This window comes from Saonia flava (assembly GCF_011927795.1).
Taxonomy (GTDB): domain Bacteria; phylum Bacteroidota; class Bacteroidia; order Flavobacteriales; family Flavobacteriaceae; genus Saonia; species Saonia flava.
Genome location: NZ_JAATJJ010000002.1, coordinates 905,829 through 930,471, shown reverse-complemented (window position 1 = coordinate 930,471; position 24,643 = coordinate 905,829). Strand labels below are relative to the sequence as shown.

At 37.0% G+C, this 24,643-nt stretch carries 21 protein-coding genes; 9 read left to right on the top strand and 12 right to left on the bottom strand.

Annotation, left to right across the window (positions count from 1 at the left end):
• The first annotated feature begins 54 nt into the window (after positions 1-54).
• Both GGR42_RS16340 and GGR42_RS16335 read left to right on the top strand, forming a co-directional pair.
• Positions 55-453 carry a hypothetical protein gene (locus GGR42_RS16340; protein ID WP_167966334.1) on the top strand — a complete coding sequence of 133 codons (399 nt, stop codon included), beginning with the start codon at positions 55-57 and terminating at the stop codon, positions 451-453.
• An 80-nt stretch (positions 454-533) separates the two neighbouring features.
• Complete coding sequence (locus GGR42_RS16335; protein WP_167966332.1) at positions 534-1,277, top strand: DUF2268 domain-containing putative Zn-dependent protease; 744 nt, start codon at positions 534-536, stop codon at positions 1,275-1,277.
• A gap of 32 nt (positions 1,278-1,309) precedes the next feature.
• On the opposite strand, the gene GGR42_RS16330 is transcribed toward GGR42_RS16335, so the two are convergent.
• The 11 genes from GGR42_RS16330 to GGR42_RS16280 all read right to left on the bottom strand — a co-directional run bounded on the left by GGR42_RS16330 (position 1,310) and on the right by GGR42_RS16280 (position 15,809).
• Positions 1,310-2,749: a rubredoxin gene (locus GGR42_RS16330; protein WP_167966330.1), complete on the bottom strand. Its 1,440-nt coding sequence runs from the start codon at positions 2,747-2,749 to the stop codon at positions 1,310-1,312.
• A gap of 10 nt (positions 2,750-2,759) precedes the next feature.
• Complete coding sequence (locus tag GGR42_RS16325) at positions 2,760-6,293, bottom strand: nitrate reductase (protein ID WP_167966328.1); 3,534 nt, start codon at positions 6,291-6,293, stop codon at positions 2,760-2,762.
• Between the two features lie 163 nt (positions 6,294-6,456).
• Complete coding sequence (locus GGR42_RS16320; RefSeq protein WP_167966326.1) at positions 6,457-7,122, bottom strand: response regulator transcription factor; 666 nt, start codon at positions 7,120-7,122, stop codon at positions 6,457-6,459.
• 107 nt (positions 7,123-7,229) lie between these two features.
• Entirely contained in the window at positions 7,230-8,519 is a 1,290-nt protein-coding gene (locus GGR42_RS16315) for an alginate export family protein (protein WP_167966324.1), read from the bottom strand.
• A gap of 38 nt (positions 8,520-8,557) precedes the next feature.
• Entirely contained in the window at positions 8,558-9,391 is an 834-nt protein-coding gene (locus GGR42_RS16310) for an ABC transporter ATP-binding protein (RefSeq protein WP_167966322.1), read from the bottom strand.
• An 18-nt stretch (positions 9,392-9,409) separates the two neighbouring features.
• Positions 9,410-10,249, bottom strand: coding sequence for an ABC transporter ATP-binding protein (locus tag GGR42_RS16305; protein WP_167966320.1), 840 nt, complete (start codon positions 10,247-10,249; stop codon positions 9,410-9,412).
• A 20-nt stretch (positions 10,250-10,269) separates the two neighbouring features.
• A complete protein-coding gene (locus tag GGR42_RS16300; RefSeq protein WP_167966318.1) occupies positions 10,270-11,376 on the bottom strand; it encodes an ABC transporter permease in 1,107 nt (368 codons plus the stop codon).
• A 23-nt stretch (positions 11,377-11,399) separates the two neighbouring features.
• On the bottom strand, positions 11,400-12,776 hold the full coding sequence (locus GGR42_RS16295) for a CmpA/NrtA family ABC transporter substrate-binding protein (RefSeq protein WP_167966316.1): 1,377 nt from the start codon (positions 12,774-12,776) through the stop codon (positions 11,400-11,402).
• Between the two features lie 244 nt (positions 12,777-13,020).
• Positions 13,021-13,686, bottom strand: a complete 666-nt coding sequence (locus tag GGR42_RS16290) for a Crp/Fnr family transcriptional regulator (RefSeq protein WP_245201491.1) — start codon at positions 13,684-13,686, stop codon at positions 13,021-13,023.
• A gap of 107 nt (positions 13,687-13,793) precedes the next feature.
• Positions 13,794-15,209, bottom strand: coding sequence for an MFS transporter (locus GGR42_RS16285; protein WP_167966312.1), 1,416 nt, complete (start codon positions 15,207-15,209; stop codon positions 13,794-13,796).
• A gap of 234 nt (positions 15,210-15,443) precedes the next feature.
• Positions 15,444-15,809 (bottom strand): group I truncated hemoglobin, encoded by a 366-nt coding sequence (locus GGR42_RS16280; protein ID WP_167966310.1) that lies wholly within the window; start codon positions 15,807-15,809, stop codon positions 15,444-15,446.
• A 462-nt stretch (positions 15,810-16,271) separates the two neighbouring features.
• Here GGR42_RS16280 and nirB point away from each other — a divergent pair, with 462 nt between their 5' ends.
• Genes nirB through moaC form a run of 7 tightly spaced genes read left to right on the top strand, consistent with a single transcriptional unit; the run spans position 16,272 to position 23,036 of the window.
• Positions 16,272-18,788 carry a nitrite reductase large subunit NirB gene (nirB, locus tag GGR42_RS16275; RefSeq protein WP_167966308.1) on the top strand — a complete coding sequence of 839 codons (2,517 nt, stop codon included), beginning with the start codon at positions 16,272-16,274 and terminating at the stop codon, positions 18,786-18,788.
• 20 nt (positions 18,789-18,808) lie between these two features.
• Positions 18,809-19,186 carry a nitrite reductase small subunit NirD gene (nirD, locus tag GGR42_RS16270; RefSeq protein WP_167966306.1) on the top strand — a complete coding sequence of 126 codons (378 nt, stop codon included), beginning with the start codon at positions 18,809-18,811 and terminating at the stop codon, positions 19,184-19,186.
• Positions 19,187-19,210: 24 nt separating this feature from the next.
• On the top strand, positions 19,211-19,801 hold the full coding sequence (locus GGR42_RS16265) for a DUF4202 domain-containing protein (protein WP_167966304.1): 591 nt from the start codon (positions 19,211-19,213) through the stop codon (positions 19,799-19,801).
• 30 nt (positions 19,802-19,831) lie between these two features.
• Positions 19,832-21,667 carry a sensor histidine kinase gene (locus GGR42_RS16260; protein ID WP_167966302.1) on the top strand — a complete coding sequence of 612 codons (1,836 nt, stop codon included), beginning with the start codon at positions 19,832-19,834 and terminating at the stop codon, positions 21,665-21,667.
• The gene (locus tag GGR42_RS16255; RefSeq protein WP_167966299.1) at positions 21,654-22,238 is read left to right on the top strand and encodes a precorrin-2 dehydrogenase/sirohydrochlorin ferrochelatase family protein; all 585 of its coding nucleotides are present in this window, start codon (positions 21,654-21,656) and stop codon (positions 22,236-22,238) included. Before GGR42_RS16260 ends, GGR42_RS16255 begins: the two co-directional genes overlap by 14 nt.
• The gene (locus GGR42_RS16250; RefSeq protein WP_167966297.1) at positions 22,239-22,604 is read left to right on the top strand and encodes a DUF7009 family protein; all 366 of its coding nucleotides are present in this window, start codon (positions 22,239-22,241) and stop codon (positions 22,602-22,604) included.
• A 6-nt stretch (positions 22,605-22,610) separates the two neighbouring features.
• Positions 22,611-23,036, top strand: coding sequence for a cyclic pyranopterin monophosphate synthase MoaC (moaC, locus tag GGR42_RS16245; protein WP_167966295.1), 426 nt, complete (start codon positions 22,611-22,613; stop codon positions 23,034-23,036).
• A 41-nt stretch (positions 23,037-23,077) separates the two neighbouring features.
• Here moaC and GGR42_RS16240 read toward each other — a convergent pair whose 3' ends face one another.
• A complete protein-coding gene (locus tag GGR42_RS16240; RefSeq protein ID WP_167966293.1) occupies positions 23,078-24,643 on the bottom strand; it encodes a glycosyl hydrolase in 1,566 nt (521 codons plus the stop codon).

Here is a 24,643-nt window from a genome sequence, read left to right as displayed (position 1 = left end):
TTTAAAAGTTTTATGGTTTTGAAATTAGTAATAAAATACAATAAAAATATACTTATGAAAAAAGCAATAATCACTTTTGGTATAATTCTTTATGCTGTGGCTGTACCATTTTTGGAAGTTAACAATACCCATGTTTTCAACCCGGATTGGACACCGCATGTTAGAATACACGAGGTATGGCAATTAATTACAAATTCCAGTGTTGGCATACTTTGTCTTTGGCTTGTTTGGATTAAGAATGATACCAAAATAAGTGCAATTTTGAGTTTGCTCATTACAGGAGGATTTTTATTGGCCTTTACTTTAAAGGATACTTACGAAGGTTCTATGGAGTATCTAGATGGCAGTGAAAAAACACTTTTGGGTTTTAATATTGGTGTTATAGGGTTTGGCACTACTTTTTTACTGCTATTATTAACCTTATTGGCAAGAAAATCAGAATCAAAGTATTAAAAATATAAGTATCCCTTTTTGTTCCTTCAGAAACATAAAGGCGATTCGGTCGTCTATGAATTATAAATCAAAAGTATAAAATGAGTCTATTAAAAAGTTTAGTACTAGTTGTTCCTCTATTGTTAATGAGTTTATTTAATTCCAAAGCAAATAAATTCACAATATCAAAACCTGATATTGTCTTTGAAGAAAACACAAACAAGTTTACTCAACTACAGAAACAACTTATTCGTAAAGAGATAATTATGGCAGATAAGGAGGTAAGAAACTTATTGCCAAATTTGCCCAATGATATAAAGATTATGATTGAAATAGTGGATTGGGATTTGGATGTTGTAGGTGGAGTTACTGGGAGAACGGAAACCAATATCCCCCCGTTTGTTGCCATTCAGATATCCAATAAATTTCCGGGAGGAATAGTTGCTGCAGTAAATGCAGGTTTACAATCTACTATTTTTCATGAATTTCACCACCTGTCTCGTGGTTGGGCAATTAAGGATAATAAATTTGAAACAGGAATATCAATAGCTATGGTAAATGAAGGATTAGCCGAAGTTTTTTCAGAAGAATACACAGGTGTGGTTTTTAAGGAGAATCATGTCCCAGAGGATGTAGATGCCCATGTTTGGGTTAGAGAGATTTTGGCATTGCCCAAGGACGCCAATTATCAAAAATGGATGTTTGAGCATCCAGATGGAAGAACCTCTATAGGGTATCGAGCTGGAAATTCTTTGGTTAAAGAAGTAATTGCCAATTCGGGAAAGAGCATTTTAGAGCTTAGTGAGCTTTCTCCAATAGAAGTGATAAAGTTAGCTGGATATTGATGTCGTTAGTGCTGAATAAGAGGTGTAATGATTTATTGTGATATTGTCAATAAGGTCTTCTCGTAGTATGCCTTTGGACCATCACATACTGGACATGTGTAGTTCTCTGGCAATTTGTTGAAGGGTGTTCCCTTTATGATATTGTTTTTAAAATCACCATACTCTTTGTCATAAACAGTAAAACAAGATTTACATTGATGCACTTCTTTTGAGGCTTCTTCTATTTCTGATTTTATTTCTGAAAGTGGAGAATCATCCTGCCCCATTGTATTGAAATACTTTTTGCTAAGTTCCATTAGAAGACCAGGGAGTTCAATTTTATCTACATCCCTAGCATATGCCCTATAAACATTTGTGTTGGGGTCGAATTTATCAAAATGCAATACATTATAGGTTGGACGAACCTCAAAATCCTTAACTAGGGAAGGAGGGGTATTTTTCTCAATAATCACCGAAGAAAAATGAGAGCGTTTTCCTGGATCTGTACTAATGCCAAAAGTAAGGCCATAGGTACTAATGTCATTTTGGTCAAAACTACGAACAAGAAATTTTTTAAGCTCTAAAGCTTCATTGTCATCTACTGGTAAATGCCAGTTCATTTCCAATTGGGAATGCCTAATATTAATTCCTTTTTGACCCAAAAAACGTTCTAGTTCCGGCCTAGATTTGCTTTTAATGTTTTTGACAACCAAAGATTTCCAAGGGGTAACACATATTTTTCCGATACTATTTGCGAGGCAGAAACCACAGAATTCCTTTAAAAAATCTAGATTGTACTTGTTGTTTCTCCAATAAAGCCCCAGCCAATACTCGTCTAACCCCATTCGGTTCATGCCTTCATAATATGGAAAGGTCAAGAATGGGATTTCCAAAGGCTCCTCCATGGTCTTGTTATTAGTGTTAAGGTTTTTGTTTAGAATGAAAAACAACTCATCCACATCTGAAATATCTTCATGGATGCCCTCAATAGCCTTGGAAATTGCAGTAATATCCCAACTGTAGATTAGAACGGGATAGTAGGCGGGATCTTCCCAATGTGGTAATTTTATATTTAGATACCAATAATCTTCATTTTTTGAAGCAATGAAATTTAAGTTGCCGCTAAAATTAGGGACCAATCTTTGTTTGGGGTCCGTGATATTGATTTTTAGTTTTGGAAGATAATCAAACCCTTCCAAAATGTATAAATAGGTGGATCCTTTCAACCAATGAGTCATTCCAAAAATATCGGCAGAAACATAAGAACTTACAATGTTTTGATAACTTCTATCAGGAATAATGTCGGTATTGAATTTTGAGATACTCTCCAATTCCTTTTCATCTGCATTTTGTAAAGGAAAAAGTAAGTCTTGTCTTGATCCAAAATAAACCTCCTTAAGACCTACTGTTTCTAAAATGGTGATAACATCTTTTAACTCTCCCGGGGATGTTAACCCACCTCTAAGTAAAATACGGTGTAAATTATCGTTCATTTTGTATTTTTTAGGTTGGTATCGCCTGTAATTGTTTGTTCAATATCTGTTTAACTTCAGGTTTGCAGCTTCCACAACCTAAGCCAGCACCTGTTTCCGAACATAACTTTGAAAAATCCGAGCATCCTCCATTTATGGACTCAATTAAATTGCCTTCTCCAATTTGGGCACAGGAGCATACCAATTCGCCTTTCATGGGAATAGAATTTCCTCCTCCGCGTAGAAGTTCATTTCTTTTTTCAGAAAGCTCAATTTCCTCCTCTATCAATCTTTTAAACTCAGCAAATTCATTTTTATCTCCCATCAAAATAGTGCCAACAAGAGTATCATCTTTTACAATACATTTTTTATAATATTTTTTGCTCACATCCATGAGTACAATTTCATCATACGAACTGTCTCCAAGAGGAGCATTGACCATACCAATACTACATAAGTCCAAATCTTCAAACTTTAAGATGTTCATGAGTACGGAGCCTTTGTAAATACTGCTGTAATCTCCTAAAATATACTTAGCCGCTATATCTGCCTGTTGTTCAGCTGCCGATGTAATTCCAAAAAGAGAGTTGTTGAATTCCGCAATTTCACCCAAAGCAAAGATTGAGGGCTCACTAGATTGTAAATAGGCATTGACTATAACTCCCCGCCTTGTTTCCAAATTAATTTGTTTGGCAAGTTCTATGTTTGGCCTTGTGCCAATAGCATAGACAATGGCATTGCATTTAATGGTTTTTCCTGTTTTTAGGTTTACCGTAAGAGAAAATTTGTTTTTCTTTTCCTCAAAAACGGTACTTACTTCGTTGTCAAAGTAAAGACCAATACCTCTTTCTGCTACATCTTGGGCCAATAGCCTACTAGCTACATCGTCCAATTGGCGCTCCATTAATCTTGGCGCTCTTTGCACAATGCTTATGTTAATATTTCTCTTTTTTAAAGCGGCAGCAAGTTCTAGGCCCAAGAGGCCACCGCCCACAATAACCACATGTTGTTCATTTGGAGGAAGCCCCGTATCCTGTAAGTACTTTTTTAAGTCATCGGCATCATTCCGCTCACGCATGGTAAACCTTCCAGATAAATTTATTTGTACATCATTGGGAACAAAGGCCCTACTTCCCGTCGCCATAATAAGAATGTCATAGGTATGTTCTAAATTATTGGAGTCCGTTACACATTTACGTTCTCTGTCTATGTTGATTATACCAACTTTGGAATGTAATTGGAGTCTTAATTTTTTTACTTCTCCCTTTTTAAGCTTTTCCAATGATACCCATGAAAGTTCTTCACTTACATATTCTGGCAAAAGAACTCTATTGTAAAACGCATTCTCCTCTCGTGAGAAAACATGTAGTTCATCGCTTTCGTTCTTTTCCCTATAGGTCTGCACAAATCTATATGCAGCAGCACCAGCTCCAATAACAATTATTTTCTGTTTGGGCTTTATATATTTTTTTACTTCAACGGCAGCGTATTTAAAATCTGGTTCCTTGGATATAGGATCTATAAGATTACTTGTTAGGTTATTTGCTCTACCAAAATCTTTTCCAAGAATTTTCCCCCAGTGCATGGGCATAAAAACCATTCCCTCCCTTATGTCAAAATTTATTTTGACCTTTACCTGTGCTGTGCCCCGGACATTTTTAACAACAGCAATATCTCCTTCTTTTAATTGTCTTAAATAAGCGTCTACTTTATTCATTTCCAGATAGGGTTCTGGAATATGGGTAAGCAAGCGTTGTACTTTGCCGGTTTTTGTTCGTGTATGCCATTGATCTCTAACCCTGCCCGTATTTAGAATCAAAGGAAATTCTGGAGATGTTTTCTCAGACTGATTTTCGATTTTTTGCGGGGCATTAAAATGAGCCTTTGAATCGTTGGTAAAAAATCTTTTATCATTAAAAAGGCGTGGGGTTCCCATATGCTTAGAATGTGGAACGGGCCATTGGAAGCTTCCTTCATTCTTTAAGCGGTCATAGGATAATCCAGAAATATCAATGTTTGTTCCCTTGGTCATGAGACAATGCTCATCATATACTTCGCTGGCATTGGTATAATTAAAACCTTTGAAGTTCATTTTTTGGGCAAATTTCCATAAAATTTCTACATCGGGTAAAGCTTCCCCTGGTGGGTCCAAAACTTTGGGCAGATAACTTATTCTTCTTTCTGAATTTGTCATGGTTCCCTCTTTTTCCAACCATCCCGCAGCGGGCAATAACAAATCGGCATATTTGGTCGTCTCGGAATCATGAGAAATATCTTGAACTACTACGAAGCTTGCTTTCTTAAGGGCTCTTTCTACTTTTTTGGCATTGGGTAAGCTAACCACTGGGTTGGTGCAAACAATCCATATAGCTTTTAGTTTACCTTCATCTAGGGCATCGAACATTTCTGTTGCTGTGTATCCTGGTTTTGGGTTTATCTCTTTTCCTCCCCAAAAGTTAGAGACTTCTTGACGATGGCTTGGATTGCCCAAATCCTTGTGAGCAGCTAAAAGACTTGCCATGCCACCAACTTCTCTTCCTCCCATTGCATTGGGTTGGCCTGTAAGGGAAAAAGGTCCAGAACCAGGTTTTCCAATTTGACCTGTGAGAAGGGATAGGTTTAATAGCGCAACATTTTTGGAAACTCCTATGACGCTTTGGTTAAGTCCCATAGTCCACATGCTTATAAAGCCTTTGGCATTTCCTATATACTGTGCGGCTTTTCTAATTTCTTCAACAGGGATGCCACATAGTTGTGCGGCTTCCCTTAATGAGTATTGAAATGCACTTTCCTTACAGGCATCAAAATTTACAGTGTGTTTTTTAATAAAATCTTTATCTATCTTTTTCTTTTCGATAAGATATCTTGCAATGGCATTGAAAAGAATGACATCAGTTCCAGGTAAAATTTGAAGATGTAAATCCGCGGAAGCACAAGTCTGTGTTTTTCTGGGGTCTACCACAATGACTTTAACGTTTGGATTTTCTTCCTTATGTTTTTCCAATCTTCTAAAAAGAATAGGATGGCACCAAGCTGGATTAGCCCCTGCAATAAAAAAGCAATCAGCCAACTCTATGTCTGCATAGGAAATTGGTACGGAATCCTCACCTAAAGTTTTTTTATAACCTACCACTGCCGAACTCATGCACAATCTAGAGTTTGTATCCACATTGTTTGTTCCAATAAAGCCTTTGGTTAGTTTGTTTACCAAATAATATTCTTCTGTTAAACATTGTCCAGACACATAAAACCCAACACTGTCCGGCCCGTATTTATTTATGATGCTCTTAAAAACACCTACAGCTCTATCCATAGCAGTATCCCAAGAAACTCTTTGCATAGGATGGTTTCTTCCCCACCTCATTTCTGGATAGAGAATTCTGTCACTAGTATCTTGAGCTACATAATTAAGGGTTTTACCCTTTGAACATAACATGCCCATATTTACGGGATATTCTTCATCTCCTTCAACAGAAATATTCCCTTTGGAATCTTTTTCTACAAGAATACCACAACCTACACCGCAATAGGAACAAATGGTTTTATGTGCATTGTTTTTCTTCATAATTCCATTCCTTGATAAGAATAAGGATAGTTAGGAAGTAAAATTATAAAATTACGTATATATACGTAGTAATTATTTGATAATAATTTGGCTTTATATTGTACTATTCCTATTAATTGGAATTTTTAAAGGAGGATTAAGGAGCTTTTGTGCTTTAAGACTTCTATATTAAATTATATTCTTGAGATTTTTTTGAAAGATCTATTAAGTTTTTCACATCCATTTTTCTCATTAAATTAAATCGATGTGTTTCAACTGTGCGCTTACTTTTTTGTAGTTTTTCTGAAATTTGCTTGTTGGTGAGTCCTGATAGCACCAATTCCAATATTTCCAATTCCTTACTTGTTAGGTCAAAAGGATTTTCTTCGCTTTTAACTACTATACTGTTCAAAATTTTTGGTTCAGGATTAAATAAATTATTGACTAGCACATCAGAAATGTCACCACTAAAATATTTGCCGCCTTGTTCCACTGTATGTATGGCCTTAAGAAATTCAGATTTACCGGTGTCCTTGAGCAGATAACCATTAGCTCCAGCTTTTACCGATTTCAAGATATATTCTTCAGAATCGTGCATAGAGAGAATAATGCATTTAACATCTTCACCTTGTTTTTTTAATTCCTCTACTGCTTCAATACCTGTCATTTCGGGCATTCTAATATCGATAATCAAAAGGTCTGGATTGGTTTTTTTTACCATTTCAATGGCTTCCTTTCCATTGGAGGCCTCACCAATAACCGTTAAATTGTCTTCTTCTTCCAATAGGGCGCGTATACCATCTCTAACTAAAAAATGGTCGTCTGCCAATACAATACTTGTTTTGCTCAAAATGTATTTTAATTACGTATAACTTCTTAGAAAGATAAAAATAATAAAATAAAAAGCCACCACAACCATAAAACGGTCGTAGTGGCTTTAACGAAGCAAAATTGTTACTATTCCTTTGTTGTGTTCAAAAACTTAGGTCTAATGGTCAACATGGCCCATGCCCAGTTTTGACTACCCTTGGCCGCATCTTCAGTAATACCCTTAAGCTCATACATGCCATCGCTTGCAAACATTTGGGAATATCCAATAGTCAAGGAATACCCCTTGAACCCTTGTGAAAAAACCAAATCCAGTTCTGTTCCCAAAGATTTTTCACCACTTGGTAATTCTTGTTCACCACTAAAATTCAACACTTTTACCATGAGGCTAGATTTTTCTCCTGTCTTAAATTTGGCACTTGCATGAACATCAAACAGTCCAACTGAATTGGCATGGTTTCCTACGTAGAAATAATCCATAAGCCCATTAAATTTATGGTTGGTTCCATACAATGGAAAGAAAGCTTCTGTTTGATCTGTAGAACTGGTATCGTTTCCACTAATTATTTCTATTCCAGCACCTAGTCCTACAGCTGCAGAGGCTTTGTAGCTAAGATCCAGACCCAGCAAATAGGCGCCGCCAACATCTACACTTCCTTGCCTTTCGCCCATTTGCAAATAGGCATTGGCATCCAATCCAAAACTGCCTTTTTTGTACCCTAAATGGGTTCCCAGTGTTTGCAGGTTGCTAAGACCATCTGGAATTGTGGTGTCTGTTGCATCAAAGTTTTGGAATCCATTGTTCAAGAATAACAAGCTTCCCGAAAAATTTGACCAAGCTTGTTTTAAGTATAAGTACTGCATTGTTTTATAGGAAAAGAAACCTGTGGTGTTATAGGCCGTTCCAACAGAGTTGAAACCCGTAGGATGGCTAAAGTCTTGGTTGAATGCCAAACCAAAATCTATCATAAACTTGTCCTTGGTGTATTTTAAAAGAGCTGCATCATGGCTTCTTGCCTGTTGTGCCCATCCTACAGAACCCATAATGCGTTGGTCGTCATATACCAATGTTTGTCTACCAAGTTTTGTTGAAAAGCCCTCTCCCAAGTTAAGGCTGGCCCATGCTTCAAAAATTGAAAAGGAATTGTTACTGTCTTCCGGTTTTAATTGCCTGTTCTCTCCCCATACCATGACATCTTGAAGGCTAACATGAAATTTATAGGCATCAACTGCATAGCCAGCATTAATTCTTACCCTTGTAGATGTGGCAAAACCCGCATCCGCATCCTCGGGAATTAGGTTGCCAAATCCGTTTCTATATTCTGTCCGTGGACGAAATTCCCCATCTAAGGTGAATTGGGCAAATGACAAGTGAACAAAGAATAATGCCATGCCTACTAGTAAATACTGCTTTTTCATAATTGTAATTGTTTAAGTAATAATTGGTTTTTGAGTTGTTAGTGTTCTAAAAAATCTATTAGGTGTTTTCTATATTTGTAATAATCTGGGTGCTCTAAAACAGTTTTTCTTGTTCTGGGCCGTTCAAAATCTATTGATAGGGTATCTCCAATTTTTGCTCTAGGGCCACTGGTCATCATAACTACCCGGTCTGCAAGGAAAATTGCCTCATCTACATCATGGGTAATCATGACTGCGGTAATTTTTTCCTTATTCCAAATTTCTATAAGGGTGTCTTGGAGTTCTCCTCTGGTAAGTGAATCCAACATGCCAAAAGGTTCGTCCAATAAAAGTACTTGTGGCTTTATGGCAAACGCTCTAGCAATGCCAACACGTTGTTGCATTCCTTGGGAAAGTTCCGTGGCTTTTTTGTTGAATGCTCCTTCTAAACCTACTTTTTGCAAGTAATATTTGGCAATATCCTTACGTTGTGCTTTTGTCGCATGTGGAAACACTTGGTTTACTCCTAGCATTACGTTCTGTAACGCTGTCATCCATGGCATAAGACTTGGGGATTGAAAAATGACTCCTCTATCTGGTCCAGGTCCTTTTACGGGATTTCCCAGAACAGCAATGTTTCCTCCAGAAATAGGATTAAGCCCTGCTATCATGGACAGCATGGTAGTTTTTCCGCAGCCAGAGTGGCCAATAATGGTAACAAATTCCTCTTTCATAATCTGAAGGTTCAAATGTTCCAGGACAACATAATCACCTTTGGGTGTAGGATACACTTTCTTTAGGTCGTGAAGGTCCAGCATTACCTTAGAAGGAAAAAGGATTCCATTTTCTAGTTCGTCGGACTGTGGCTTTTGAGTTATGGTTTGTGTGCTCATATTTAGTATTTTAAGTGATTATGCCACAAAACTTTTGGGACTTAAATCTGGTAATACATACTCCGTTTTAGCTTCGGATTTTCTTTCATTTCCTATATCCATCAAATATTCTATAATAGCATTTCTGGTCTTCTTATAATTTGGATTATCGTTTAAGGCAGTTTTGTCCCTCGGACGGTCAATATCAATTTTAAATTCTGGACCTAATGTTGCATTGGGCCCTGGTCTTAGGGGAATAATTCTATCGGCCATATAAATACCTTCATCTACATCATTGGTTATAAGAAGGGCGGTTCTTTTATCAACGCTCCAAATATTTAATATTTCGTCCTGTAAATTTCCACGGGTCAAAGCATCCAAGGCACCGAGTGGCTCATCCATTATAATCATCTCAGGTTTCATGGCTAGGGCACGGGCAACTGCCACACGCTGTCTCATTCCTCCAGAAAGTTCTTTAGGTCTTTTATTGATAGCGGGAGTAAGCCCCACCATTTCTACATAATTGTTTACTCTTTTGGAAATTTCACCCTTTTTTTCTTTTGGAAAGGCCTCTTTTACTGCCATTTGTACATTTTGACCTACCGTTAGCCATGGTAAAAGGGAATAGTTTTGAAAGATTACACCCCTTTCATGGCTTGTGCCCACAACTGGATTTCCTTTGAACAAAACTTCACCACTTGTTGGTTGTAAAAGACCATTGATTAGATTTACCAAAGTGGTTTTCCCACTTCCAGTAAAGCCGACTATGGCGACAAATTCCCCCTCTTCTATTTTTAGGTTGATGTTGGATAGTACTTTAGTGCTTCCAGCTCCCTGTCCATAGGTCTTACATATATTTCGAAGTTCTAAATATGACATCTCTAATTTGCTTTTAGGGTTTATAATCCTTCATTTTTATTGAACGAAACCATTTTTTGGATGGTCAGCATAATTCTATCCAAGAGAAATCCAATAAGCCCAATCACGAACATGGCCACTATTATTTTGGAGTTTGAATCATTGGCTCCATTTTGAAATTCTTCCCACACGAATGACCCCAATCCTGGGCTTTGGGCCAATAGTTCTATTGCGATAAGGACCATCCATGCCACAGACAATGTTATTCTTAGACCTGTAAAGATTAGAGGCAAAGAGGAGGGCAGGATTACCTTAAAAACTTTTTGAAAGGCCCCTAGTTTTAAAACTTTGGCCACATTTATATAATCCTTGTCCACGGATGAAACTCCCATTGCCGTATTTACCAATGTGGCCCACATAGAACACAGCCCCACACTTATGAAAGAAATAATAAAGGCACTGTCTTGGTTGGAGTCTTTGGTCATTGTTTTTACAATCATAAAGACCAACAATAGCCATACCACCGGAGACACGGGCTTAAATATTTGTATCAACCAGTTAAAGGAGCTTCTTAAAGTTTCGCTTAACCCAATAACAATCCCTATCGGTACAGCAATTAACAATGCCAGTAAGAAGCCTGCAAATACTGTTTTTAAACTTGTGAAAATTTGGTCTACAAAAGAAGGTCTTCCTGTATAGGTTATTGGGTCCTGACCAGCCGCAACTCGTTTTTCATTCATGGCAGCGGTTTTCTCTTTAAAAGCTAGTTTGTCGGCACTTATAACTTTATGGTCCTTTAATAATGTTTGAAAAGATGCCCAAACCTGTGTTGGTGATGGTAGCGTATTTGGTTGACAACTTATATCACCAGATGCAATACAGGCTTTCATTTCATTTGCTGCCTTTTGGCCTTGGTCGGTAAGTGCCTTTTCAATTTTATAGTCCGCTTCCATGTTAAAAAGCGCCCTAGAACCAGCATGCCATAATCCGATAAATAAGAGGATAGATGCTATTGGAACGATAAACTTTTTAAGAATGGTGAGTATGTCTTCTTTTTGCACTTTTCCAGTAAAAAGGGCGGTGAAAGGTTTAAGGGTTCCAAAACCCATAAACCTTGTTACTTTGTTCAATGTTAAACTTTGCTTCATTTTTTTGGATTTAACAGTGTTGATTAATCTTTGTTTCCTATTGAAAAGCTATTTATATACCCAATAGGGTCTTTAGCGTCATAGGTGTTTCCGTCAATAAAATCTGCAGTTACAGGCTTGTATCCGTCAGTGGCTGGAATATCCGTAGCTGGAATATGTCCTTCAGATACTAGAAGATCAGCAGCTTTTTTCCATATGTCTGGTCTGTAAATGTCTTTAATGGTTGTGTCATACCAGTCAGCAGTTTTCGCTTCAGGGATTTGTCCCCATCTTCTCATTTGGGTCAAGAACCAAACGCCATCAGAATAAAAGGGATAGGTTGCATTATACTTGTAGAATACATTAAAGTCGGGCATAGAACGTTTGTCTCCCTTTTCAAATTCAAAGGTCCCAGTCATTGAGTTCGCCAAAACCACTTCATCTGCGCCAACATATTGGGGCATAGAAAGAATTTTTACTGCTTCGGGTCTATTCCCAGGCTCATCCAACCATTTTCCTGCTCTTATTAAAGCTTTGGTGACCGCAATGGCCGTGTTTGGATTTTCCTCAACAAACTTTTTAGTCATAACAAATACTTTTTCAGGATTGTTTTTCCAGATGTCGTAGTTTGTGGTTACGGGAACTCCAATTCCTTTGAAAACAGCTTGCTGGTTCCATGGTTCACCTACACAATATCCATATATGGTTCCGGCCTCCAGAGTTGCTGGCATTTGTGGTGGTGGAGTAACGGATAACAAAACTTCTGCATCAATTTGACCTTGTACATTGTCTGCTGTATACATCCCTGGGTGGATACCAGCGGCAGCCAGCCAGTACCTTATTTCATAGTTATGGGTGGATACTGGAAAAACCATGCCCATTTTAAATGCATTCCCATTATTTTTATACTCTGTGATTACAGGTTTTAGAGCATCAGCTTTTATAGGATGAATGGTTTTTCCATCTGCATCTTTTGGCACATTTGGTTTCATTTTGGACCAAACATCATTGGATACTGTGATGCCGTTTCCATTTAGGTCCATTGAAAATGGCGTTACAAGTTCGGCTTGTCTTCCGAAACCTGCGCCGGCGGCAATTGGCTGACCGGCTAACATATGGGAGCCATCCAATTGACCGTCTATTACTCTATCCAGTATATTCTTCCAGTTGGATTGGGCTTCTACAGAAACAAAAAGACCCTCTTCCTCAAAAAAACCTTTTTCTTTGGCAATAGCTAATGGAGCCATGTCTGTAAGCTTTATAAAACCGAATGTTAGCTGCGGTTTTTCTATGGCTAAAACGGCAGTTGCTATTTCAGCTTCTTCAGACCCTGAAGTGGATTTTTTTTCTTTGCCGCCACATGAGGTAATTATTATGGAAAGCAGTGTTAAAATTGAAATTTTAAAAAGTTGTGGTTTCATATCATATTGGTTTTAATATTCTACGTATTAATACTTATTTTAAGCAAATATATACGTATGTGAATGAAACTTTTATGACAATCAACATCTTGAAAACTCTTTTTCATCATGTTAAAACATGCCAAATAACAGGAAATGACTGTAAGTTTTTAATAATCAATAGCATATAATTACGTAGAGTGTGTGGAGAAGTACGTAGAAGTGTAAAATTGTTGGGCAGTTTGGTCTAAGTGCTAAAGACTCTTTATGAGTCCAGATAGAAGTTATGTTCTGAGATTTCTTTTTTTAATAATTGAACATCTCTGATTCCAATAAGTTTTGCTTTTGCAATAATGAGTTTCTCTTTTTTAAGAGTTGAAAAAACACGGATTACTTGTTCTTCTGTGGTCCCGGCATAATCGGCATATTCTTTTCTTGTTAAAGGAAGATTAATATAGCCGTTCCTATCACCAAATTTTCTATGCACAAACAGGAGTGTGTCTATTACACGTTCTCGAACGGTCATTTGGGAAAGTAATTTTACCTTGGCCTCGCTATTATTTAATTCATTGGCATAAAAAAGCATTAAATCATAAGTAAAGGTTGGGTCCGATCGTAAAACCTGTTGCAGGGCGTTTTTGGAAAAATAACATAAAATAGTATCCTCAATGGCAATCGCAGCTATGGAATAGTATTCTTCACTGCCAAATCCTCGATGGCCAATTATCTCACCATTTTTAGCGAAGCGGACTATCTGCTCTCGGCCATTAATACCAGTTCTAAAGACTTTTACTTTACCGTTTAATATAAAGAATAAACCATTTACTGGAGCACCTTCAATAATGAACTGTTGTCCTTTTTTACACTTAATCTCACTTTTCTTGGCAGTTAGTTTTGAAACAATCTCAGATTTTAAATTTCGTTGAATCAAACACTTTGTATTTGTACATAGGTTACAAGCAATTTTTGAGGGTGTTATTCTCCTATTCTTGCTGGAATATATGCTGTGATTAAAAGATGTCATCTATCTGAAGTTTTTTATTTGTCTGCGATGGTCAAATTGGTTTTAGGATTTAAAATAGCATTCTTTTTTTCATCTACTGTAACAAATTTTATTGTTAATGATAATAATGCGGCGGCAACTACAAAACCTCCAATTAGGAAATAACCACTGGATACAGCGCCTGAAGCAGCGACCGTTTGCGCTGTTTTAACAGCTTCTTCACCTAATGTTTTGGAGGATTCAATAGCGGCACTTTCTGCAGTAGCTGATTTGGTCTTTAATAATAAGGCAGCTAAAAATGCCCCAACATTACCGCCAGCGCCAACTATACCGGATATAGATCCTATAGCTTTCTTATTGATAAATGGTACGACTGAGAAAGTTGCTCCTTCTGCCATTTGTACCGTAATACTAAAGGCTACTAAAAAGAAAATTCCAATAGCCAAACTTGTGGTCAAGGAGAACACGGATAGCATAACACCCTCTGCAGCAAGAATACAGGCAAGGAAAAGCACCCTTCCACGTAAACCTTTTAATTTTCCAAATTTGTCTCCAAAAAAGCCTCCCAATGTTCTGGCGAAAATGTTCATTAATGCGAATGATAAAACTAAGTTTCCTGCCGTAGACCTTTCTAGGCCAAATCTATTTTGAAGATAATCGTCCATTGTTCCATATACGGTCAATTCCATTCCAAAACTTGCCGCATAGACTAAGAATAATATCCATACCCTATAATCCTTCAAAGTACTTAGGAAGGAAACTTCATCTTTTTTGAAAACGGGCATTGCGCCTCGTTCTTTTAATTCCTTATAGTTTCCTTGTGGTGTGTCTTTCGTGAAAAAGTAATAGACAAGGCCCATGGTAAAACAAATTATACCTGCAATGACCATAGAGTATCTCCAGGCAATCTCATCGGCAACACCAAAACTTACCACAGCCGCGGCAATTAATGGCATTCCTAATCGGTTAGCACCTCCTCCTAGATTTCCCCAGCCGGCAGAGGTTGCATTGGCTGTTCCTACAATATTGGGTGCAAACATGATAGAGGTGTGGAACTGTGTAATAACAAAAGATGCTCCAATGAATCCTATAAACAATCTACAAATAAGAAATTGTAAGGGTGTTTGCACAAAACCTATTAGGATAACAGGGATTGCCCCCAAAACCAATAAATAGGTATAGCATAGTCTGGGTCCATACTTGTCACACAATTTTCCTATTAATAATCTTGCAAAAACAGTCCCTGTTACCGCAAGTATAATGGAGTTCCATTTTTGCGATGGGGTAAGCCCTAAATCCTTTACCACATCGGGCATGAAGGGTACAATTCCAAACCATGCAAAAAAACAGGTGAAAAAGGCGATTGAGGTTATCCAAAAAGTGCGCATAGGCACACTTTTGAAATCTTTTAAATTAAGCTTAGTTGCTTGGGGAGTTGTTAATGTGCTCATTGTGATATGTTTTGCTTCGTTGAACAAACAAAACTAGGTATAAATACGTAGCATAAATACGTATCACATGTATTTAGCATATTTTTACGGTATTCTAGGAATGTTACGGGCGCAAATATGATATTTTAAAAAAGCGGGTTATTTTTTTAATGATATGATAAAGATGCTTACTGTTTAGAATACGCAATGGGTTGGTAAAATGCTTTTCTTAATATTGTGTGGGTTTACCCTAAGTTAAGAATTTACAATGTCATTCTTCGTGCTCAAAGCTATTTCTATGACCTCATCTATTTGATCTTGTTTAACGTTAATATCCCTGAGTGTGTCAATTAAGTGTCCAGCAATGGCATTAAAATGCTCTTCGGTAATTTTCATGCTTGCATGGGCGTCTTTCATATTTTTTCCAGAATAATTTAATGGTGCTCCAAAAGCATAGGCTAAAAAAGCTTTTAATTTACCCGCTTGTGTATCCATATCTATTGATTCAAAGAAATGATTAACACTAGTGTCAGTAAGGACTTTGTCGTAAAAAATGGTAACAGCTATATCTACAGCTTCCATTCCTCCAATGCGGTCAAATAAACTTTCTTCTTTTTCCATTTGTCATGTATTTAGTTGGGTTAGTAGTGGTTCAGGTAATTCTAAATGTAGAAATACTTTGGCTTCTTAAGTACAATTCAAGGGATTAGAGATTCATTTTTACGAAGGCGGGTAAATTGAAGAGTGAAAACTAAGGGATTGAAAAAAAATGATAGGCGCATTTGCTAATTTATAAATGGGATTATAAGATGTAATAGTCATTTATTCATTGATGCACAGTGTTTTGTTTTTGAAAATGAAGGTGTTGAGAATTGTATAGGCCTTTAGATATTTGCAAGAATATATTTTGATATTTCACATTCTTGCAAATCCTCTTTTTGGAGCTTAATCCAAATGGAAAACTTACGTTTATAATATGAAAATTGCTAAATCCACAATTTAACTACGTATTTATTTTGATATAGTCATATAAAAATTACGTAATTATACGTAATTTTGATTCTTATTCTAAGGATTATAGATATGAAAACCATAATAGTTGTTGGAAATGGAATGGTCGGATATAAGTTTTGTGAAAAATTTATTTCAAAGAAAGGAAGTGAAAATTACAAACTTATTGTCTTTGGTGAAGAGCCAAGACCTGCCTATGACCGTGTTCATTTAAGTGAGTTTTTCGAAAATGAAGATGCGAAAGCATTAGAACTTGCCCCAGTAAGTTGGTATGTTGATAATAACATTGATTTAATAACCAATGAGAGAGTAACTGACATTCATAGGAGTGGAAAAACCATTACTACCGCAAAAGAAAGAGAGTTTTCCTATGACTATCTAGTTTTGGCTACGGGATCTGTTCCTTTTGTACCTCCGATAAAAGGGGTTGAAAAAGAAGGGGTGTTTGTTTATAGGACTATTGAGGACTTAGAAGGAATGCTTGCGTACGCGGCTAAACTCAAAAAAACTAAGCCAAATGCAAAGGCAGCTGTTCTGGGGGGTGGATTATTGGGTTTAGAAGCTGGAAAGGCGGTAATGGATATGGGATTGGAACCACATGTGGTGGAATTTGCCCCTAAACTTATGCCAAGACAGTTAGACTCTAGAAGTAGTAAGGTGCTCCAATTAAAATTGGAATCAATTGGAATCAATATTCATTTAAGTAAAGCTACCAATCAGATATTAGGTAATGGAACAATTACTGGAATGGAGTTTGGTGAGGATGATACATTGAATGTGGATATGTTGGTCGTTTCAGCAGGAATAAGACCGAGAGATGAAATTGCGAAAACCTGTGACTTGGAAATGGGTGTTCGTGGAGGAATTGTTGTTAACAATAAAATGCAGACTTCCGATGAGGCCATATACGCCATTGGGGAAGTTGCATTATACAATCAAATGATTTATGGACTGGTTGCGCCTGGATATGAAATGGCAGAAGTGGCTGCTGAACACATACTTGGAAAAGATACCGTGATGAGCTCCGAAATTGATATGTCGACAAAATTAAAATTAATAGGCGTGGATGTAGCAAGTTTTGGCGAGCCTTTTATGCCTGCGGCAAAGGGTCATTCCATTTTATTTGAGGATAAGACCAAGAGCCTGTACAAGAGAATTAATGTGAGTCATGACGGGAAAAAATTGTTAGGAGGTATTTTGGTAGGTGATGCAACAGATTATAATATGCTACATCAAATTTATCTCAATGGAATGGCAATTCCAGAAAACCCAGAGGATTTGATCATTGGTGCTCGTGGTGAAGGTGGGGCTTCATTTGGTAGCGCCATGGATTTACCGGATACTGCCCAAATCTGTTCTTGTGAAAATGTAACCAAAGGAACAATTTGTGGTGTTATTGAAAATGGAAGTTGCGAAAATTTTGCCGAAGTTGCTAAATGCACCAAAGCAAGTACCAGTTGCGGTGGTTGCAAGCCAATGGTGGTTGACTTAGTGAACGAAACGCTAAAATCATTAGGTAAAGAAGTTAAAAATAGTGTTTGTGAGCACTTTGATTATACGCGTCAAGAACTGTATGGTATTATTAAGGTAAAAAGATTGACCTCTTTTGATGAAACATTGGATGCCTGTGGAAAAGGTGATGGTTGTGAGGTGTGTAAACCAGTTGTTGCAGCAATTTTTGCAAGCTTATACATGGATACTGCCAATAAAGAAGATGTTATACAGGATTCCAACGATAAATTCTTGGCGAATATTCAGCGAAATGGAACCTATTCTGTTGTTCCAAGAATTCCGGGAGGTGAAATTACCCCAGAAAAATTGATTATAATCGGCGAGGTCGGAAAGAAATATAATTTGTATACCAAAATCACTGGGGGACAGCGAATAGATTTATTTGGAGCTGAGTTAAATGATTTACCTGCAATTTGGAAGGAGCTTATTGATGGTGGTTTTGAAAGCGGACATGCCTATGGAAAAGCATTGCGTACCGTCAAAAGTTGCGTTGGCTCCACTTGGTGCCGTTATGGATTGGACGAAAGTGTAAGTTTTGCAATAGAGCTAGAAGAAAGATATAAAGGACTGCGTTCTCCCCATAAACTAAAAGGAGGGGTTTCGGGGTGTATACGTGAATGTGCCGAAGCACGAGGAAAGGATTTTGGAGTAATTGCAGTTGAAGGAGGTTGGAATCTTTATGTATGCGGCAATGGTGGAGCCACTCCAAAACACGCTCTGCTTCTTACTGAAAAAGTGGATAATGAAACATGCATCAAATATTTGGATCGGTTTTTAATGTATTATATACGAACCGCGGCACCCCTTATGCGCACTGCCGCATGGTTGGATAAATTGGAAGGTGGTATGGAACAATTAAAAAAGATTGTTGTTAAGGATAGTTTGAATATTGCCGATGAATTGGAAAGAGAAATGCAATTTTTGGTCGATGCCTATGAATGCGAATGGAAGCAGGCCATTGAAAATGAGAACACAAAAAAACGGTTCAATCATTTTGTAAATTCTGATGATAGGGATGATAATTTGGTATTTGTGCCAATGAGGGAACAAAAAATGCCAGAACATTGGGGAAATTAGAAATTACTAAGAAAAAGTCTATGGAGTCAATCTTATCAAAATATATAAAGGTATCACCAAATGAAGTAAAAGTATGGTTCAAGGCAGCCTCAGTTGGTGATTTTCATGAAAATGGTGGCGCCTGTGTAAAGTATAGGGACAAGCAAATAGCTGTTTTCAATTTTAAAAGAAAAGGACAATGGTTTGCCTGTCAAAATCTATGTCCACATAAAATGGAAATGGTTTTGTCAAGAGGAATGTTGGGGGATGAAAATGGAATACCTAAAATTGCATGTCCCATGCACAAGAAAACATTTTCTCTAGAAACTGGGGAAAACCTAAACGGGGATTTGGATGCCATTGCTACCTATCCGGTAAAAATTGAGAACGACTTTGTTTATATTGGGTTTTCTGAATAGCTTTGGTAAAAACTACATATAGCTATGGAAGCTTCCGAAAAATTAGTTGCTGCATTTAAATATTTTGATGAGGCAAATAGCAAAGACCCCAATAAAGAAACATATTTAGGAAAGGAATATCCAAAAGAGTTACTGTATGCCATAAGAATGACGCAAAAGTTACAGGATTTTGTTCCAAATGCGTCAGAAGCACTTCAACTAACTGCCCGTTGCCAACATATTTGTAGATGGGAAATTCCTAGGGATTCGTATCCAATGGATAGAGTTGGATACTTAAAATGGCGTCAGGATTTAAAAAAATTCCATGCAAAAAAGGCATCAGAAATTTTAGAAAAGGTTGGCTACGATGATGAAATTATTAATAAAGTAGCTTTTTTATTGGAAAAGAAGCAACTAAAAAAGAACCATGAAACCCAAACTTTGGAAGATATCATCTGCCTAGTTTTCTTAGAGTTTTATTTTGAAGATTTTGCTAAGAAGTATTCGGAGGAAAAAATGATAGATATTGTGCAGAAAACATGGAGAAAAATGTCTAATAATGGCCAAGAAGCTGCTTTAAAATTACCCTTGTCCAAAGATTCCCTAGACCTTATTTCCAAGGCGGTTGTGGGTTGATGACTTATCTTTACCTTGTAATGGCATATTATGACAAATAGTAAAAGGCAACAACCTCTGGACACCTCTGCTTTTCAAAGGATGCGAAAATGGTATCTCTTTGCCTTGGCAGCCATTGCCATTGCCATTATTGTTGCCCAAATACTTATCCAACTACATTTAAATTCGCAATTGGACGATTCTAGGGTAATTAATGTTGCGGGAAGACAGCGTGCATATAGCCAAAAATTGGTCAAGGAGGCTCTATTGCTCAAAACAGCAAATTCTGAAGGGGAAAAAAAAATCATAGTATCAGAGATTGATAATACGTTGCGAATATGGAAAGAATCGCACGACGGCTTGCAGTATGGAAATATGCCACAGGGTTTACCAATCGAAGATGATAAGGAAATTGTTGAATTGTTCAAGCAAATTACCCCACACCACAATGCCATGGTTGCTGCTGTAGAAAGCATTGTAAAAGATGGTTTGTCTGAAACTTATGAAGAGAATATTACTGTTCTATTACAAAATGAGCGCACTTTTCTAGAGTTGATGGATAACATTGTTAATGAATATGATGAGCGTAGCAAGGAGCAATTACAAAAATTGAAGTTTAAGGAATATTTGCTTTTGGCCATTTCTTTGGGAATACTTTTGCTAGAAATGTTTTTCATTTTTAGGCCCTTGTCCATACACATAAGAAATACCATAAAGGACTTACTCAAAAGCCGACAGAGGTCAGATCAGAATGCAAATGAAATTAAAAGACTTTATGCCGAGAAGGAGAAGTCACTAGAAGAACTTAAAGAACTTAATTTTGTGATAGACAATGCAGCACTTTTTGCCAGTGCCAAAAATGATGGGAGTATTGTTTTTATAAGTAAAAAATTTAAGGAGCTTTTAGGGCTTACCAATTCTGACTTAAGTTTGCCCTTGGCAGAAGCCTTAACAGTAGAAGAAGGTGAACGGCAATATTTAAGAGAGGTTTTAAGGGCGCGCAGGAAACATATTCGCAATGAGGAAATCAATGTTAAAACAAAGACAGGAGAGAATCTATGGTTAGATATGTCCATAGTGCCAATGCATATGAGCAGTATGCAACAAAGCATTTTGATCTTATGTTCGGATATTACCCAAAGAAAAATAACACAACTTAAAATAGAGCAGTTAAGTAAAGAAAAATATGAGGAAAGTTTGCGCCAGAAACAAGAACAGGCAGGCCAGATAGTAGAAGGGCAAGAAGAAGAGAGAAAACGAATTGCAAAAGATATCCATGATGGAATAGGGCAAATGCTTACAGCGCTCAAGTTTAATATTGAGTCCATTAATTTAGATCAAAAGGATAAAACCGTTGAAAAAATTGCTTATATAAAACAACTTACATCAGACTTAATAAAAGGAGTGCGTACGGCCACTTTTAATTTAACTCCACCAGAGCTTAGTGATCATGGTATTTTTCCGGCACTACAGAAAATGACATCGGAACTGGCAAAGTTAACAGGTAAGAATATTTTGTTTGAGAACAAGGCGAAAGAAAATATTAGATTTGATTCTTTGGCAGAAACCAATATATATAGAGTATCACAAGAGGCCATTAACAATGCAATAAAATATGCTGATTCCAATTATATTTTGCTCACAATAAACTATTCGGATAATATTTTGAGCATAGTAGTGGATGATGATGGAAAAGGTTTTGATGATTCAATTTTGAACCAATTACCTACAAATACAAGTGAAGGTGGAATGGGACTCTTTTTTATGAAAGAACGTATGGGTTATATTAATGGTAGGTTGTTTATTAACTCTGAACCTGGAAAGGGAACAAGGGTTACCATAAATTATCAAACTAAAAATGCAAAAGTGCTACATGGAACGGAATAATTTATATCCTATTTTTTTAAAAACCTCCCAATTGAATATTTTAATTGTAGGTGGGGGAAATGTTGGGCTGGAGAAAATGACATTTTTACTTAAATCCAGTCCGGATGCTACAGTGCAAATGGTGGCGAAAGATTTTTTGGAGGAGACTTTAATGTTGGCCAAAACAGGAAATGTGAAAATAGTTCGAGATGCATATGATAAAAAATATTTAGAAGGAAAACATATGGTTATTGCTTGCACTGATGATGTTCCTATTAATGAACAGGTCTATCATGATTGTAGGGAAAGGAATATTTTGGTTAATGTTGCTGACAACCCACCTTTTTGTGATTTTTATATGGGAGGTATTGTAACTAAAGGGAATGTAAAAGTGGCCATTTCTACAAATGGAAAATCACCTACAACCGCGAAACGTTTGCGTCAATTTTTTGAAGAGGTACTTCCTGAGAACATAGATGACTTGGTTAAAAACCTAAACGAATACCGTAAGACAATTAAAGGAGATTTTGAAGAAAAAGTGGAAACCCTAAACAAAGTTACACAAGGGTTGATCAATAAAAGAGAAGATTAAATGAAGATTAGAATAAAAGGTAATTATGTAAGGTTTAGACTTACTAAAACAGAGGTTGAAGCCTTTTGTGAGAATGGTTATTTTGAAGAAACAACACAGTTTAGAGAAAAAAAGCTCATTTATGCAATAAAGGCTAAAGATGGATTAAACGGATTGGATGTGGAGTTTATTAATGATGCTATTATCTTATTGGTGCCTTCTAAAGAACGGAATACATGGGCAACAAGTGATCTTGTCGGGTATGAGAATACAGTTAGTCTTGGAAAAGGGAAAGATATTAAACTACTTTTGGAAAAGGATTTTGTTTGCTTGGATGAGGTAGAAGAAGATCAATCAGATAATTATCCCAATCCTAGAGTTAAATAATAAGATATGGTTGATATTACACATAAAAAATCCACATTAAGAACAGCAATTGCGCAGGCAGTGGTATTGGTAAGCTCTCAAAATACTGTGGAGGCCATTAAAAATGATGAGGTTCCAAAAGGAAATGTATTTTCTATGAGTAAGGCTGCGGGTTTGCTGGGTGTAAAAAAAACACCGGAACTTCTACCGGATTGCCACCCATTACCCATTGAATATACAGACATATCCTATAAAATTACTGGATTGCAGATAACTGTTCTTGTAACAGTCAAGACGAACTATAAAACTGGAGTAGAGGTAGAGGCTATGCACGGTGCCAGTGTGGTCGCTTTAAATATGTACGATATGTTAAAACCTATTGACAAAGGCATTGAAATACAGAACATAAGACTTCTAAAGAAGACAGGGGGAAAATCAGATATTGGCGAGTAAAAAATCCGCAAAATATATTGGTTCTGCGGATTGTGATTTTTTTAGTCGCTCGGCAATATGTACATATTTGGAATCTCATCTTGTAATAGAATCCCTGGCTTCTCTACAAATGTATTAAAATCTTGTGCTGCTGTTGATTCACTTGGAGGAGGTGTACAGTAAGTATCGCCATAATTGTTCCAAAACATAAGAAAACCAAGTTCTACATCATTATTGGTTATTGCATTATACATGTTTTCAGCATAGAAGTCTGGAATGGCATTGTTTTGTCCTGGGGTAACAAAATAGCCTGTTTCTGTAAGTGCGGCAATTTTTCGACGCTCTTTTGCAAGATTGGAAATAATCTCCAATTTGTTGTTGGCATTGTTTACTCCAGTTTGCCCTTGATTGTTGAAATCCCCATAATTGTCCATTCCCAAGATGTCAACATAATTGTCTCCTGGGTACCGACTTAAATAACCAGCCTCGGTTGAATAACTGTTATCTGGGGAAAATGCAAAAAGAATATTGTTTACACCTTTAGTGTCCCTTAGATATTCAACAGTGAACTGCCATAGGGTCTTAAATTCTTCGGGAGTACAATATGCAGCCCCCCACCAGAACCAGCTGCCATCAAACTCATGGAAAGGCCTAAAAATGAAGGGAATTAATTTGCCATCTGTTCCAATAAGGTTACCCGCCACTTCCACAACTTTATCTAATTTTTCCAAATAATAATCATGATTGGCACCTCCCGGCAAAATACTCTTGAAGGCATTTTCCCTTTGGAACTGGGTCATATCCTCCGCATAAAAGTGCTCACCATCATATGGCTCCCTAAAATGCCATGCAAAAGTGTTGATCATTCCTTTGTCATAAGCTTCAATTACATCTTCAATGACCATTTGTTCTTGTTGATAAAACCAGTTAGTGGAGGTTCCATCATTTTGATTGTCAGTTATAAAAATAAAGTCAGAACCCAAAAGACCTGGGTCACTGCCTGTTGTCTTTTTTATGTCGGAATCCCCAATTTGATCATTATAAAAAACGCTAAAAGCATCTTGTTGCCCCACTACAATACTTGTTTCTGATAATATTTTTAAGTTATAAAATAAAGCGACTGTTTCTTCAGTTGAATTTGGGTTTGTCATATAAGAGGCTGCTTCGGATGGAAGGAATGACATGGACTCTGGTTCATCTTCAATAGTCACCGTTGCCGTATTGGATGTGCTTATTTTGACATTGCTGCTACTACTGGCAGTTAAGGTTATTATTACTGTTTCTGTCTCTTCAACCTCGAAATCTGATAGTACAACTACGGGTATTGTTACACTGGCCGTATTTGCCGGAATATTAACAGATGTTGCTACAGTTTCATAATCCGTGCCATTTGTTGCAGTTCCAGTTATTATGTAGTCTATGGTCACATCACTGCTTATAGCTTTGTTTAATGCTATTGTGAATTGACCATTTGTTCCCGGTTCTGCCGCTGAACGGGAGGTAGCTGAAATACTAACAGCAAAGGATTCGGGTTCTGGCGTTGGTGGAGTAGAAGTATCGTCTTTGGAACATCCTACAATCAAAAACATAAAAAACAAAATTTTATAACCTACAAATGTCTTTTTCAT

Coding starts and splice junctions, on each gene's coding strand:
- GGR42_RS16340 (WP_167966334.1), top strand. CDS start 55: ATGAAAAAAGCAATAATCACTTTTGGTATAATTCTTTATGCTGTGGCT.
- GGR42_RS16335 (WP_167966332.1), top strand. CDS start 534: ATGAGTCTATTAAAAAGTTTAGTACTAGTTGTTCCTCTATTGTTAATG.
- GGR42_RS16330 (WP_167966330.1), bottom strand. CDS start 2,749: ATGAACGATAATTTACACCGTATTTTACTTAGAGGTGGGTTAACATCC.
- GGR42_RS16325 (WP_167966328.1), bottom strand. CDS start 6,293: ATGAAGAAAAACAATGCACATAAAACCATTTGTTCCTATTGCGGTGTA.
- GGR42_RS16315 (WP_167966324.1), bottom strand. CDS start 8,519: ATGAAAAAGCAGTATTTACTAGTAGGCATGGCATTATTCTTTGTTCAC.
- GGR42_RS16310 (WP_167966322.1), bottom strand. CDS start 9,391: ATGAGCACACAAACCATAACTCAAAAGCCACAGTCCGACGAACTAGAA.
- GGR42_RS16305 (WP_167966320.1), bottom strand. CDS start 10,249: ATGTCATATTTAGAACTTCGAAATATATGTAAGACCTATGGACAGGGA.
- GGR42_RS16300 (WP_167966318.1), bottom strand. CDS start 11,376: ATGAAGCAAAGTTTAACATTGAACAAAGTAACAAGGTTTATGGGTTTT.
- GGR42_RS16295 (WP_167966316.1), bottom strand. CDS start 12,776: ATGAAACCACAACTTTTTAAAATTTCAATTTTAACACTGCTTTCCATA.
- GGR42_RS16285 (WP_167966312.1), bottom strand. CDS start 15,209: ATGAGCACATTAACAACTCCCCAAGCAACTAAGCTTAATTTAAAAGAT.
- GGR42_RS16280 (WP_167966310.1), bottom strand. CDS start 15,809: ATGGAAAAAGAAGAAAGTTTATTTGACCGCATTGGAGGAATGGAAGCT.
- nirB (WP_167966308.1), top strand. CDS start 16,272: ATGAAAACCATAATAGTTGTTGGAAATGGAATGGTCGGATATAAGTTT.
- nirD (WP_167966306.1), top strand. CDS start 18,809: ATGGAGTCAATCTTATCAAAATATATAAAGGTATCACCAAATGAAGTA.
- GGR42_RS16265 (WP_167966304.1), top strand. CDS start 19,211: ATGGAAGCTTCCGAAAAATTAGTTGCTGCATTTAAATATTTTGATGAG.
- GGR42_RS16260 (WP_167966302.1), top strand. CDS start 19,832: ATGACAAATAGTAAAAGGCAACAACCTCTGGACACCTCTGCTTTTCAA.
- GGR42_RS16255 (WP_167966299.1), top strand. CDS start 21,654: ATGGAACGGAATAATTTATATCCTATTTTTTTAAAAACCTCCCAATTG.
- GGR42_RS16250 (WP_167966297.1), top strand. CDS start 22,239: ATGAAGATTAGAATAAAAGGTAATTATGTAAGGTTTAGACTTACTAAA.
- moaC (WP_167966295.1), top strand. CDS start 22,611: ATGGTTGATATTACACATAAAAAATCCACATTAAGAACAGCAATTGCG.
- GGR42_RS16240 (WP_167966293.1), bottom strand. CDS start 24,643: ATGAAAAAGACATTTGTAGGTTATAAAATTTTGTTTTTTATGTTTTTG.